Origin of the sequence: Acaryochloris marina S15 (genome assembly GCF_018336915.1) — a bacterium.
Lineage (GTDB): Bacteria > Cyanobacteriota > Cyanobacteriia > Thermosynechococcales > Thermosynechococcaceae > Acaryochloris > Acaryochloris marina_A.
Window position 1 is genome coordinate 3,271,441 of the sequence record NZ_CP064923.1, and the last position, 13,735, is coordinate 3,285,175.

11 protein-coding genes are annotated in these 13,735 nt (G+C 47.4%); 7 read left to right on the forward strand and 4 right to left on the reverse strand.

Going from position 1 to position 13,735, the window contains the following annotated elements; translation table 11 throughout:
* Window positions 1-12: 12 nt before the first annotated feature.
* Genes secD through I1H34_RS15235 form a run of 3 tightly spaced genes read left to right on the forward strand, consistent with a single transcriptional unit; the run spans window position 13 to window position 2,871 of the window.
* The gene (gene secD, locus I1H34_RS15225; RefSeq protein ID WP_212661892.1) at window positions 13-1,440 is read left to right on the forward strand and encodes a protein translocase subunit SecD; all 1,428 of its coding nucleotides are present in this window, start codon (window positions 13-15) and stop codon (window positions 1,438-1,440) included.
* A complete protein-coding gene (secF, locus tag I1H34_RS15230) occupies window positions 1,437-2,399 on the forward strand; it encodes a protein translocase subunit SecF (RefSeq protein ID WP_212661893.1) in 963 nt (320 codons plus the stop codon). The genes secD and secF overlap by 4 nt, the downstream gene beginning before the upstream one ends.
* A 4-nt stretch (window positions 2,400-2,403) precedes the next feature.
* Window positions 2,404-2,871, forward strand: coding sequence for a hypothetical protein (locus I1H34_RS15235; protein WP_212661894.1), 468 nt, complete (start codon window positions 2,404-2,406; stop codon window positions 2,869-2,871).
* On the opposite strand, the gene I1H34_RS15240 is transcribed toward I1H34_RS15235, so the two are convergent.
* The gene (locus tag I1H34_RS15240) at window positions 2,800-4,332 is read right to left on the reverse strand and encodes a site-2 protease family protein (protein WP_212661895.1); all 1,533 of its coding nucleotides are present in this window, start codon (window positions 4,330-4,332) and stop codon (window positions 2,800-2,802) included. The genes I1H34_RS15235 and I1H34_RS15240 overlap by 72 nt on opposite strands.
* A 42-nt stretch (window positions 4,333-4,374) precedes the next feature.
* On the opposite strand from I1H34_RS15240, the gene I1H34_RS15245 reads away from it, so the two are divergent.
* A complete protein-coding gene (locus I1H34_RS15245) occupies window positions 4,375-5,034 on the forward strand; it encodes an MBL fold metallo-hydrolase (protein WP_212661896.1) in 660 nt (219 codons plus the stop codon).
* Here the strand turns inward: I1H34_RS15245 and I1H34_RS15250 are convergent.
* Entirely contained in the window at window positions 5,031-5,240 is a 210-nt protein-coding gene (locus I1H34_RS15250) for a hypothetical protein (protein ID WP_212666460.1), read from the reverse strand. The two genes, I1H34_RS15245 and I1H34_RS15250, sit on opposite strands and share 4 nt — an antisense overlap.
* 235 nt (window positions 5,241-5,475) lie before the next feature.
* Here I1H34_RS15250 and I1H34_RS15255 point away from each other — a divergent pair, with 235 nt between their 5' ends.
* The gene (locus tag I1H34_RS15255) at window positions 5,476-5,946 is read left to right on the forward strand and encodes a protein tyrosine phosphatase family protein (RefSeq protein ID WP_212661897.1); all 471 of its coding nucleotides are present in this window, start codon (window positions 5,476-5,478) and stop codon (window positions 5,944-5,946) included.
* Between the two features lie 1,025 nt (window positions 5,947-6,971).
* On the opposite strand, the gene cas12k is transcribed toward I1H34_RS15255, so the two are convergent.
* Together cas12k and I1H34_RS15265 are read right to left on the reverse strand one after the other, a co-directional pair.
* Entirely contained in the window at window positions 6,972-8,978 is a 2,007-nt protein-coding gene (gene cas12k / locus I1H34_RS15260) for a type V CRISPR-associated protein Cas12k (protein ID WP_212661898.1), read from the reverse strand.
* Window positions 8,979-9,046: 68 nt separating this feature from the next.
* A complete protein-coding gene (locus I1H34_RS15265) occupies window positions 9,047-9,340 on the reverse strand; it encodes a ribbon-helix-helix protein, CopG family (protein WP_212661899.1) in 294 nt (97 codons plus the stop codon).
* Window positions 9,341-9,661: 321 nt separating this feature from the next.
* Here I1H34_RS15265 and I1H34_RS15270 point away from each other — a divergent pair, with 321 nt between their 5' ends.
* Window positions 9,662-10,114 (forward strand): hypothetical protein, encoded by a 453-nt coding sequence (locus I1H34_RS15270; RefSeq protein ID WP_212661900.1) that lies wholly within the window; start codon window positions 9,662-9,664, stop codon window positions 10,112-10,114.
* 519 nt (window positions 10,115-10,633) lie between these two features.
* Window positions 10,634-13,735, forward strand: a complete 3,102-nt coding sequence (locus I1H34_RS15275; protein ID WP_249369271.1) for an anti-phage-associated DUF499 domain-containing protein — start codon at window positions 10,634-10,636, stop codon at window positions 13,733-13,735.

Genomic DNA, 13,735 nt, shown 5'->3' on the forward strand with positions numbered 1-13,735 from the left:
AATGTAACACCGGTGCTTAAACAACAACGCTTTCTACTGGCTCTCATTGCCCTATTAGTGGTGGGGGCATTAATTGTCGTCACCCCGTTTGGCAAGCAGTATGGCCTGGGCAAAATTAATCTGGGTTTAGACCTGAGAGGTGGATCTCAGTTAACCCTGCAGGTCAACCCGACGGAGGAAGTGACAGACATTACCCCCAACGTGATGGAAGCGGTACAAACCGTGGTGGCCAATCGCCTTAACCCTGAAGGTGTATCGGAAATCGTGGTTCAGACTGTGGGTAACCAGCAAATTCTTGTTCAGCTCCCTGGGGTTAGCGACCCAAAAGATGCAGAGCAACTACTCAGCCAGGTTGCCCAGCTTGATTTTCGGCGTCCCAATAATGCTATCTTGGCTCAGGTCAATGTCCGTAGCAGTGAGCTGCAGCGGTTATTGCAGAAGCTACCCGAAGCAGAAAAAGCAGGCGATGCCGCAGCTCTCGCGAAGATCCAAGGAGAAGTTCAGGAGAAGCAGAAACAGCTCACTGAGCTACAAGATCAGTTCTTCGTAAAAACGGACTTAACCGGGGAAGACCTCAACGACGCGAGTTATGCCATTTCCCAATCCCAACCGAATAAATGGGATGTCACCCTCCGGTTTGATGTAGATGGCGGCAAAAAATTTGCTGCTTTAACCAAGAGTTTGGCGGGCACCGGACAGCCTCTTGGGATTTTCTTGGATGGGAAGTCTGTTAGCCAAGCCACTGTCAGTGAGAGATTTAAGGCCAATGGCATTACCGGAGGAGCTGCCATTATTACTGGCAACTTTGAGCTAGAAGATGCCAAGCTGCTGGCCAACCAGCTTAAAGGCGGATCACTCCCTGTCCCCGTCAAAGTAGAAGAGATTCGGACCGTTGGTGCCACCCTGGGCCAAGACAGTATTCGTCGGAGTGTCTTGGCTGGGATTGGCGGACTGATTCTAGTGCTGATCTTTATGGGGGTGTGGTACCGTCTGCCCGGCTTGATTGCAGACGTGGCCCTTTGTGTTTATGGCCTCTTGACCTTTGCCTGCTATGTTTTGTTTGGCGTCACCCTCACTTTGCCAGGGATTGCAGGTTTTATCCTGAGTATCGGCATGGCAGTGGATGCCAATATCCTCATTTTTGAACGCACTCGGGAAGAATTGCGGTCTGGGAAGACCCTCTATCGCTCCATCGAATCAGGATTTTATCGCGCCTTCACTAGTATTCTCGATAGCAATGTCACCACCCTCATCGCCTGTGGTGTGCTGTATTGGTTGGGGTCGGGCCTAGTGAGAGGATTTGCCGTTACTCTGGGTATTGGCGTTGCCGTCAGTATGTTTACGGCCATTACCTGCAGCCGCACCCTAATGTTCACGGCCATTAGCATCCCCAGTCTACGAAAAGTTGAACTATTTGATTCTAAGAAGGCGGTCTCATGAAGTTGAATCTGAATCAGCAACGGGGGCTTTGGTGGACAATTTCCGGTGCTTTGATCTTAGCGGGCATTATTTCCATGGCCCTGTCTTGGAATCAATATCAGGCTCCCCTAAAGCCCGGCCTCGATTTTACGGGCGGCACTCGTTTACAGCTAGAGCGAGACTGCAGCCAACCGGACAACTGCAAAACACCTATCCAGATTACAGATATTCGCCAGATCTTAGATGAACAAAAGCTGGCTGAAAGCAGTGTTCAGGTGATTGGCCAAGATGCTCAAGGGGTGGCGATTCGCACCAAGGATTTAAACCAGGAAGAACGAACGAAACTCACGGAAGCTTTAACCACCAAGCTGGGCCAGCTAGATGTCGAGAAATCGCAAATTGATACGGTCGGCCCAACCCTAGGAAAACAATTGCTGGCATCGGGACTATTAGCGCTGCTGGTGTCTTTTGCAGCCATCATCGTTTATGTCAGTGTCCGCTTCCAGTTTGACTATGCCCTGTTTGCCATTGTGGCTTTGTTCCACGATGTCCTGATTACCATGGGCTTTTTCTCTATTCTGGGGTTGACCCGTGGGGTAGAGGTTAACAGCCTATTTATTGTTGGATTGTTGACCATTATTGGTTTCTCAGTGAACGATACGGTGGTCATTTACGACCGCGTTAGAGAAAATCTCAAATATGGTGCCAAGCGCTCGATCAGCGAAACTGTAGATATCGCCGTCAACCAAACCTTAGGACGATCCATCAACACCTCTCTAACCACGGGGTTGCCCTTAATCGGCATCTACATCTTTGGTGGAGAAACCTTAAAAGACTTTGCCCTAACGCTAATCATCGGATTTGCAGCAGGGGCTTATTCCAGTATTTTTATCGCCAGCACCTTGTTGGCCTGGTGGCGTCAACGCAAGGAGCGAGGCAGCTACATGACAGCGACCGATTCCAGCCCAGAAGAAATTTAGCCCTATGAGTCAACCCCCTGGACATTCATCAGCAGACGGTGCTGTTCCAGAGCGGAACTCAGATCCTCAGATTCAGGCTGAAATACAGCGGTTATTCCAACTGACCCTCTATACCCGCTGGCTAGTCGTAGGAGGATTATGGTTGACGGTGGGTAGCCTCAGCCTGTGGAGTTTGCGACAGTCCATTCAACTATGGTTCGAATACTTTACTTGGGCTGCAGTCCGCTATGCCTTTGCCTTTAATCGGTTTGCGGCTATTGGAGTCGGAATCTGCCTAGGAACCACTTTTGCGGTCTTGCTGTGGCAGAGTCGAGTCATCCTCTGGGGCATCCCTGCGCCTGAGTATCAGCGACTCAGCCAACAGGTGATGCGGATTCGAGTCCAAGGCAGCACCCATCCCCTATGGAATTGGGTTTGCGGCAAAAAGGATATGGGCCACACTATGGGGCAAGGGCAAAATAATCAACACTAGAATGCCCAGGGAAATCAGCCCGAGCAGGTCCCGCTTGTTGTCCAGCTCACTGACATCATTCAGGGCGGGCTGATCCACTGTGGGCATAAACAACAAAATAATGGCCCATATCAGCAACGGGGGCTGAATAAAGGCGAGAAACAATACCAGCAGTCGAGCGATCTGGCCGATGATTGCCCCGTTCCGCTGGCCAAACATGGCGTGGACGATATGGCCGCCATCGAGTTGACCAATGGGCATGAGGTTTAGGGCGGTGGCGATGATACCGATCCAACCTGCGATCGCAACTGGATGCAAATCAATCCCCTTATCTAAGGTCAGGGCACTTCCCATGGCCAACCTGCTGAACAAGGACAGCAACACCGAAGAGGTAGGATTCATGGCATCAAAGGGTAAGCCTTCAATCTTATCGGGGATGGTCACCACCGCCGAGTGCATCAAACCCCAAAATAAAACCGGAATCGTCACCAGGAGACCCGCTAAGGGCCCCGCAATCCCCACATCAAACAGCGCCTTGCGATTGGGTACGGGAGATCGTTGCTGAATAAAGGCCCCCAAGGTACCGATGGGGAAAAAGCTAATCGGCACAGGAATAAAGTAGGGCAGGGTCGCTTTGATCCGGTATCGACGGGCGGCGAAGTAATGGCCAAACTCGTGAATCCCCAAGATGGCCATCAAAGCCAAAGCATAGGGTAGCCCCTGAAGGATCAATTGAGGCTGGTCCCTGAGCAGTTGGCGTGTTAGGTCAGGAACACTAAAATTCAATCCAGCCAAAGTGGTTGTCAATAGAGTGGAGAGAAACAGACCCAAGGCTAAGCCAGGACGACTGATAGGGCCACGCCGCTTCTCTTTTTCTTGATTTTGGGGATTGGGAACCAGAATAAAAAAGGGCTTATTCATCGCCCCGTCTTGGAAAACTACAAGAAACCGATCTCCAAACTGGGTTTTGATATTTTCTTGAATGGTTTGATAGGCTTTTTCAGGTTGCGATCGCAACTGGCCCCGGCAGATCACCACCTGGGGGCGATAGTCCACATTTTGCAAGTAAAAAATGGACCAGGGAAAGCAATTTTGGAGTTGACTCTCTTCGCCTTTGGTTAATAGATTAGCTGCCGCAATGGGCTTGGGAGACTCCTCTTCCTTCGTGGGAGCAGCATCAGATGGCTGGCTATTGTCAGCTTCGGCATTCTTGGCGTCTGAGGCTTGAGGGGCAGGCTTGCGTTTATTGGGACGCGCCAAATACAAATACGTAATTAGGGAAAAAACGGTACTGGGAATCCACAGTCGAGGCGGGGGTTTAACATCCGCCCCATGGACAGCAGCCCAACCGCCCGCCACTAAGGCTGGAATCATCAACACTAGCCACAGCAGCCATGTAGGGGTGTTTGTGGTCCGAGAAACACTGTGATGAACGATAAAATACAGGACCAGTCCAAAGATAGAGAGGGAAATCCAAATCATGCAAAAAGGTTATTCTCGGGGACAAAGGCGAAGGGACTTACTGTGAGTAAAGAACCACGACAGGTTTTAGAGTCAGTTTTCGCGTTTCCTCCCAATCGTGAGACGCTGGGGGGCACCGCTTATCTCATTGTAGAAAATGACGGCAATATTCTTGTGGATTGCCCACCCTGGACTGATCATACAAAATTATTTCTGAGAGAGCAGGGGGGAGTAGATTGGTTCATATTTACCCATCGCCAAGGCATTAGCCAACATGTCCGTCAAATCCAAGAAACGTTTACCTGTCAGCTGGTCATCCAAGAGCAGGAAGCTTACTTACTCCCTAATTTGAAGGTCACAACCTTTAGCGATCGAGAAGAAATCACACCTCACTGTCTGCTCATTTGGACACCAGGATTCTCTCCGGGGTCCTCCTGTCTTTATTATCAGGCTTGGGGCGGAGTTTTGTTCACAGGCCGTCATATATTGCCCAATCAACACGGACAACCCGTGCCCCTAAGAACGGCGAAGACCTTTCACTGGCCTCGACAGATAGCCAGCGTCCAATGCCTCCTTGATCAATTTACCCAAGATACGTTGCAATTTATCTGCCCAGGTGCCAATACTGGCTTTTTGCGGGGACAAGGCAGGATTCAAGGCGCCTATGAGGCCCTTAACCAATTAGATATGGAAGGACTCCGTTATGTTGAGGCTGGCCTTTAGTTTGGGGGTGACATGGAAATGGCTGCGTTGAACACGCTGGGGGCCGGAATAACTGCACGATCTAAACATAGAAAGACGATGGCATGACGCTCAAACAAATATTCGCTGTAGTCAACGAGGTCATCAATACCGACCAGGTTGAGCACTAGTTCAGCCAGTAGCCATAAGGACAAACTTACGAGTAGTTGATGCCAACGAACGGTCATAACAGGTCCTCCTCCAGTGCTGCCCTTAGCCTACGGTGAGGGCCTAGGGCTTGTATTCAGGAGGAACACCGAATTCTATGTGCTTGAGGGATGGGTTATACCTGCAGTCATTTATCTGCAGAGTAAGTCAGGGTCAGCATTTGTACGGATAGCACCTGGGGCCTGCCACACCTCTAATGAATCTTGTAGGCTAAATCTATGGAGAACTACGGATTTTCTCCGCAGGAAGGGGCTTATGGCTGATGAAAATCTAGAGCAAATCCAGGCTTTCCTGGCGTTATCCGATCAGGTTGGAACGGCAGGCCAACCCACAGCTGCTCAATTTAAGGACATCCAAGCAGCGGGATATCAAACCATTGTTAATTTGGCACTGGTCAGTTCGACAGATACGATTCCGGAAGAAGGAGAGATTGTTTCTCAGCTAGGGATGGAGTATGTCCACATTCCGGTGGATTGGGAAGTACCCACGTTGGATGATTTAATCCGTTTCTTTGAAGTTATGGATCAGCGCTCCCCTACCCAGGTATTTGTGCACTGCGCTAAAAATATGCGGGTCTCGGCGTTTATGTATCTGTATCGAGTTCTGCGACAACGGATGGCACCTGAGGATGCACAACAGGCATTACTGCAAATCTGGCAGCCCATTCCCCATTGGCAAGCATTTATGGATCGTGCGATCGCAGAAGTGAATCCTGCTTCAGATTAATTCAGTGGTAGAACGTCAGCTTCCCAAGCTGAATACATAGGCAACGTCTCAGTTCACTTCTTGACAAAATCTATATGTACATTAAAGAATTAAATGCACAGTTTTAAAGAATTAGTGCACAAGTTCACGGTTTTTCGTTATTTCAAAAATTAGCGGACAAATAAAATTTAAAACCTCCAGTTTTAAAGAATTAATGCACAAAAATCTTACATAACCTAAAGATTTTTGCAATTGGGAAGCTGACGTTCCTTTCAACCCCTACTAACCCTCAAAAGTCATTGCAACGAGCAAGAAAGCTGTCTGCCTATATTCTGGCTGGACTTTCAACCCCTACTAACCCTCAAAAGTCATTGCAACGCAGGGGGATTACTGTCTCCACTAATTTTAGAAGTCTTTCAACCCCTACTAACCCTCAAAAGTCATTGCAACATGACTTATCAATTTATATCTGGCGTTGCTGTTGACTTTCAACCCCTACTAACCCTCAAAAGTCATTGCAACCCACCTCCTAATTAGCCTAGTCCTGGTAAGACTTTGAGCGATTAAATCGCGGATCACAATCACATTGCGTAATATTGGCAAAGAAACATCCAAAAAGATAAGAGATGAATCACCAAAAGCTTTACTCATAGAGGGTTCTGAGAAATGCGCCAATCAATCAAAAAAAATTAGAATTTGATTTGGCCCACTGATTCTGGGGTTCCCCCTTGCTCGGGGGCAATTTAGTAGCTGCCACGACAGGTATTCCTGTATTCTCAAACTAGACACAGTAGTCTAGTCTAAAAATATTGCTTTGGCTCAAGTTGCGAATTCTCCACCAGCGCTGGACAGAGCAAGTCTGAACAACAGCGGACAACTACTTGCATGTGAACACAAACATTTGTGAAACACATGGGACTGGAAAGTAGTGAAACTGGACCTTCATTTATCACAGATACATTGATGCACCTGCGCGCGATAGTTTTTATTTTACTCCTGTCGCTAATACCTTCTCAGGCTGTTCATCAAACTTCAGACCCTGAAGGCTAATCAACCTGCAAGGCCATTGCAACAGCTTGTTCAGCCGGATCATCCGTCTCTATTGGTAGTACAGTCTTCACCTCAATACCATTCCGATTTGCACACTCAGAAATCGATTGAATAAGTCTGCTGAAACTCCAAAGAGGATATTTTGCTCGAATAGATTTAGCATATCGCTGCTGCAGTGCTTTGTAATGGGGAAACTTGATGCGGGCTTTTGCTTGCAGATTGGCTTCTATGCTCTCTTTGAGTCCTTCAACCTTAGGCAATACGATAGTCCCTACCCGATGGCTAATGGCCCAGTCTACTAATCGTCTGGCAATAACTCTATCGGCATAAATTCCGAGCCTTTCAATTTTCTGAGATCTAAGTACCTTGCCTTTAGACTGCTTCTTTTGGCGGGCTTTTCTCACAAGGACTCTCTCTCGTTGTAATCGCTCTATTAGGGAGGCATTTTGGTTATTTTGCTTGGAAGAGAATCCTGATTGGGATTTGCCACCCCAATGAAGCTGTAATAGCTGTTGAGCAGTACAAGTGGCAATCTGCTTCTGAGTGGATACGTTAATGATTGCGGCTTGCAGGGGAAATTGTCGGCTCAAGCTTACCCCTAACACTAGGTTTGGATTACCGATATAGGGAACTGTGTAAGGTCTGCAGATCTTACCCTGACTCAAACGTAGATGAGATGACTGCTGCCTTTTTTGAAATATGCTCTGATTTTTATCCTGAGTTTGGGCCGTTTTTTTCTGGGATCGGAGGAGATTTTCTTTAGTAGCTGGCAGTTTCTCCGAGCAAACTTGGCCTGTTCCTTCGTCAGAAAGCAGTCGTTCATCAATGGTGCAGTGAAGATATAAACGATGCCTTTGCCAAGGTTGTGAGGCATCCTTGTGCTTGTTACTTGGTCGCCACAGTAACTGCCCAGACCTCAAGGGAAAGACTCCCCACGATGGGGGGATAATCTCTGGGTGTTTCTTGCACGCCTTGATTTGTTGTCGAATAAAGGTACTGTCTTCTTGAAATCGGCGGAAAATAGGCAGTTGTTTCTTTCCACATTGAATCCTGAACACATACTCCTTAAAACCTGAAAAGGCCACACCCAATTGAGGTTGCTTACTTTGCTTTGTCAGGCGACGGGGAGTTTGATCTGTATTTCGCTCAATTCGTGGCCAATAAACTTTATCGCAGCTCATAATAATCAGCGGATATGGCAAAGGATTGTCCTCTGGAATCTGAACCTGTTTCCTCCACATTTCCCACTCTGCTTGAAGTTGATTAGAATCTTCAGGTATTTCAGGCAGGCTTATTGCTCGTTCTAGGCTCTCAAAATATGTCACTCCTAATGGATCTCGACCTTCAGGCAGTTGAGCATTAACTTTGGTCTCTAAGCGTTCGATTTCAATCCGTTTTTTAGTGAATCGTTGCTTGAGTTTCTTGGGCTTAAACGGTTTCTCGGGAATTTCCAACTGATTCAATAGCAGATAGGCGATGGCCAACTGGTCTAATTTCTCGGTTTGAGTTTCAGCTTCTCGCATTAATTGGCCAAAGCGCTGATGTTTTTTAATTCCCCCTTGCTTAGCTTGGGTTTCAACAAGGGCAAGCCATTGTTCAGCCCGTGTACAGATCTCTTCGTGGGTTTGCTGAGTCTTCTTTCCTGCCAACACTTTCTCCACAATATTTAGCCATCGCTGTTTGTTCTGAAGGCGAAAGAAACTCTGCTTTTGGATGGCAAACCAAGATTTATAGACTTGGGAGATCGCATGTCTCGCTGAAACGTAGAATAGATTAGGCAAACCTGCATACTGACTTTCAAGTTTCAAAGAGGCCAGAAAGTCTTTATCAATAATGGTTTGAGGGACTTCCCCCTTTAGCATCCACTTTGGAAAACGCTGATCTCTGGCAATCTGCTCCATCAGCTCTTTCACTAACAGAGTGTATTGAACTGACCAATTCCAAAGCAGTTTCCGGGTCTCTTCTGGGGCACTAAGCGCACATTCAATAGTTCTCACCGTCATGGATCTGTCTCCCTTCAGTCATGAAACGAGATCAAGACAAAAACTCTAAGACCTGTTTGGGGACAGATTTAGTCCAGCAAATGACGGATGGCTTTAACTGAAGCCCCTAGCTCATCATTCAATGGTTCACCTTCGAGTTGCTCTAGTAATTTACGTAAGGTGTTTTTCTCCTGAAGAGAAAGCACAGGAAGCATTCCCCGACCAATTTGCTCAATGAACTCAGACCGAGAAAGCCCCATTTTCTTGGCTAGGCTATCTAATCCTTGGACTCCAGTTTCTGTCAGAGACAGGTTCACTTGGCCTTTGACCTCATCATAGAGTTCGGGTTGTCCCCGAACTTTTTTACGCCCTTTTTCAGGCATCAACCTCTAATCCTTATACTATGGATTTATTTAGAGGCTATATAGGCTCTAACTGTTTTAAGATTGTAGGTAGTGGCTATATAGTCTCTACGTCAGAGTCAGTCAGGGAGTTGCTTGGTAAGTTGGCTGCCTGACTGGCTTGTGTTCTTATCAGCTTAAACTGCGCCTGTCTCTCACCTGAATTTCTTGGAAAGTTTTCAGATCTGTTTTTCAAGGGTGTATGAGGAATGAGACTGCGGGTAAGGATGCGTCTCAAGTTCATAACGTTTTCAAGTAGTGCTCCAGGGGGACATCATCAAATCATCAACAGAGAGATTGCCGTTGCGACCCGCTCTTCTAGAGGCAATCACGATTCTTCAAAGTCATGGAGGGCGATTAACGGCACCTGAACTGCAAGCAGAGATGAGGATTGGCCTTTCTACGGCCTATACCTATCTCAACCAACTCTTCAGCGAAGATTTCGTCGAACGAGTCAAAATAGAAACTGCGATGGGGACTTCTAAGCAGTTTCTCTACATTATGAAGTCCGCTAACTGTGAGGGTCTTGATTTACCTAAGAATCAAAAAAAAACACCCAATGTCCTTCAGAATGGTTGTCCTGACAGTGAAGCGCATTCTGAGGACCCTATAGAGGAAGTCTTGGAAATTTTAAGTTCTCTTTCGAAGAAAGTTAGAACTCTAGAGAGACGGCTCGCCGCACTGGAACAAGAGAAGCACAAAAGCTATCCACTTCTTTCAGCTTTGAAGCAAGATATTGAAATGAGCGATGTATAGATAAACTGCTCATTTGACATATCATCAAGAGCTATATGTATTCGGAATTAAGGCACACAAGGCTTGTTCTAAGTTATGTAAATGCAGTTCAGTTAGACTACACGACGTTCTGTCTAACATGAAACTCTACTCCAATGGTTCTTTGACTGGTGTAAAGCTTGTAGTGCAGCAAACTCACTAGGTAGTTCTATCACCACTCAATAGTTGTTAAAACCACCTGTGCTTTGAAGTTAGAGACGTATTTTCGCCATTTGTAAAGATATAGATTTCCATAATTCGGTACAAAACTATTTCGCTCCCTGTCCAAATTCAAGGACTCACTTCACAAAAGTCTTCAAGGGAATTTTTTCCGATGGTTGGTTTTATACAGCATAGACGTCAAGCGTAATATCTTAAGAATCAAGAAATTTTGAGCTAAAAAATCGGTTGTTAGGGAATATTTAAACCGCTTACTACATTTGATTAACTAGTTCATTCGATTTCTCTTCCACTAAGGACATATTAGGAAAAGACCAAGAAATGCTAAAGACAGTCAAAGATGCATGCACCCTTCATCCAACGACTCTCGATTATCAGGTGGCAAGAGGTGTGGATAATCTCTCAGAAATTCTTGACGCTGAAGATTCAGGCAAGGCATTTTTTGAGAAAAGCCATATAACTCGAGGAATGGAAGAGCTTCTCAGGGAAGGGCTTTTGAGAATATCTGGTGAAAATGAGCAGGCATTGTTTGAACTTTCACAATCAATGGGGGGTGGCAAAACCCATCTTATGTGTTCACTGGGCCTGTTAGCGAAGTATCCTTGTCTCAGAGCTGAGATTCTACCAACAGACGTTATAAATCGACTGGAAAATACTCCAGCGCGGGTAGCTGTATTTGAGGGGCGGAATAAACCGAAACACTATCTTTGGGGCGAAATTGCCAAGCAGCTTGGACCCGATGCTGAAGCGGTCATGCTGCCATTCTGGAAAAATGGCCCCCAGGCACCGGGTAAGGAGCATTGGAAGAAGATTATTGGTGATCAGCCAACGCTAATTTTATTTGATGAGTTACCGCCCTATTTTCTAGGGGCTCGCACTGTGGCCGTGGGGCAGGGCTCAATGGTGGATGTGCTGACGGAGGCCCTATCTAACCTGTTTGCGGCTGCCCTGGAACTGCCGCGTTGCTGTGTGGTGCTGGCTAATTTGTCTGATAGCTATCACGATCAGGTCAAGGAAGTACGCAAGCTAGTGGCCGATGTGCAGCGAGAAGCGTCTCGGCAGGCTAAAAAGATTACTCCGGTTTCCCTGGAAGGCAGCGAAATCTATTCAATTTTGCGAAAGCGGTTATTTGCTGAGCTGCCATCAGATGAGGACATTGACGAGGTAGCTGAAGCCTACGCGGAGCAGATCAAACTGGCGGAGGACAGTGGTTACTTAACCGCTCGCAGTCTAGAGCAGGTGGCTGATGAAGTGCGGGCGACGTATCCATTCCACCCATCGTTTAAGCATTTGGTGGCTTTATTTAAGGATAATCCTGACTTTCGGGAGACCCGTGGATTATTGCAGTTTGCGGCACGGGTGATTCGATCAGTGTGGCAACGTAAGCAGAATGATGTTTTTCTGATTGGTACCCAGCACCTGGATCTGAATGACAGTCAAGTGATGAATGAGGTGACTGATATTAACCGGGCTTTGCGGCCTGCGATCGCACAGGATATTGCTGACAGTGGCAATGCCCATGCAGAGGAAATTGACGCTAACCTGAACAGCGATGCTGCCTCTCAAGTGGCTTGTATGCTGCTTTCTGCCTCGCTTTCCCTGGCAGTGAAGGGACATATGGGCCTGCGTCGGGAAGAGGTGATCGAATATCTGGCGGCACCGAATCGAAAAGCCGAGGAATTTGCCCAGGCATTTAAGCAACTGAAGAAAACGGCCTGGTATCTCCATGCGGAAGGAGAACTTTTCTACTTCAAAGATACGGAGAACCTGACCAAACGCATTCAGCGGGAGGCCCAGGGGTTACCCAAGGCAAAGGTAGAAAAAGCCCTTCGGACACGATTAGAAGGGGAACTAGAAGCTCAATCTAAGAAGGCATACCAGGAAGTGCTGATAATGCCGGAAATTAATGAGATTCGTCTGGGCAGTCATCGTATTTTGGTGGTTGTGCCCCCAGACAACAGTGTGCCACCTGAAGATATTCATCGGTTTTACGGGTCTGTTGCAGAAAAGAATAATCTGTTGGTACTGTCGGGGAATGACACCCATATGGCCAGCCGTGTGGAAGAGTCACTGCGAGAGCTTTACGCTATCGAGAAGATTGCCAAAAATCTTAAACATAGTGATTCTCTTTATGAGCAAGCTCAAGATTCTAAGGAAGAAGCTGAAGGGGCTCTTTTACAAGCGTTGCAGGGTACCTATAACAGACTCTTTTACCCATCTGAAGATGAACTACAGCAGGCCACCATCGAGAATGGTCTCAAATTTGGGCAGACCAGTGATGACAGTGTGGAAACCCAAATTGAAGCCATGCTGGCCAGCATGCGCTGTGACAACAAGCTGGCGACTGATGCAGAACAAGACTCGCTGCCCTATTTTGCGATGGCAGAAGAAGAACTATGGCCCCAAAACGATCGCCGTACCCCCTGGCGTGATGTACTGATGCGGGCAAAGAGCAATCCCGCCTGGCCCTGGTTACCAGGATTAAAGGGCTTAGACCAGCTTAAGGTCAAAGCATTGTCCCAGGGGCGTTGGCGTGAGGGTAACGATGGCTGGATCGAAAAAGGACCATTCCCTAAGGAAAAGACTGCTGTCAATATCGTCAGCCCAACATTAGATATGCAGACTGGAGAAACGGTGCTTACGCTCACCCCACGTCATGCGGGTCCGAGCCCCAACGTGCATTACAGTACATCTCCTAACGTTAGTGAAGCTGATCACGTCGTAAGGGATTTAGATACCTTTCGAACCAAGGATTCGACATTATATTTCCTAGCGGTCGATAGCACAGGGAAATATTCCATCGGTGAACCTAAACGATGGGTAGCCAAGCTTAAGATTCAGCATCAGGTTCACAATCGTCCGGTGCATCGTGAAGTAGAGCTAGCAGTCACACCTAATGCACAACTGCGCTACACCATCGATGCCACTAACCCCCGTGAAGGCAAAGTCTACGATGGCCCGTTTCAGATCTCGGATGATCAAATTTTGCTACAGGTGTACGCCAGCGCAGGCGAAGCGACGGCAACTGAAACCTTCAACATCTCTCAGAAAGGAATAGAGCGACCACCAATAAAAGATGACATGCCCGCAAAGCTAGTGCGTACCAAACCTCGGTTCGACACCACCAAAGCAGTTTTTGATGTCATTGCACAATTTAAGGACCGCCAGGGCGTTATCTTCCATGGTGTTACGTTGAATATTGGTGAAAATGAGCAGGCGGTGCAGGTGCGGTTTAATGATCGCCCTGTTACACCCGACATCTTAGAAAAATTAATTAAGGCCCTGCGCGAAAGTCTTAACGAGCCAGATGCTCTGGTACAGTTGACTATCCGGGATGGGGCAGCTTTTGATACTGGCTTTGACCTCAAGGCTTTTGCTGAGCTGGCGGGTATTGAGCTAACCCCAAACTCAGTGGAGCAGTAA

Excerpts from the sequence above, each read along its gene's own strand:
- secF (WP_212661893.1), top strand. The coding sequence starts at position 1,437 with ATGAAGTTGAATCTGAATCAGCAACGGGGGCTTTGGTGGACAATTTCC.
- I1H34_RS15235 (WP_212661894.1), top strand. The coding sequence starts at position 2,404 with ATGAGTCAACCCCCTGGACATTCATCAGCAGACGGTGCTGTTCCAGAG.
- I1H34_RS15240 (WP_212661895.1), bottom strand. The coding sequence starts at position 4,332 with ATGATTTGGATTTCCCTCTCTATCTTTGGACTGGTCCTGTATTTTATC.
- I1H34_RS15250 (WP_212666460.1), bottom strand. The coding sequence starts at position 5,240 with ATGACCGTTCGTTGGCATCAACTACTCGTAAGTTTGTCCTTATGGCTA.
- I1H34_RS15255 (WP_212661897.1), top strand. The coding sequence starts at position 5,476 with ATGGCTGATGAAAATCTAGAGCAAATCCAGGCTTTCCTGGCGTTATCC.
- cas12k (WP_212661898.1), bottom strand. The coding sequence starts at position 8,978 with ATGACGGTGAGAACTATTGAATGTGCGCTTAGTGCCCCAGAAGAGACC.
- I1H34_RS15265 (WP_212661899.1), bottom strand. The coding sequence starts at position 9,340 with ATGCCTGAAAAAGGGCGTAAAAAAGTTCGGGGACAACCCGAACTCTAT.
- I1H34_RS15275 (WP_249369271.1), top strand. The coding sequence starts at position 10,634 with ATGCTAAAGACAGTCAAAGATGCATGCACCCTTCATCCAACGACTCTC.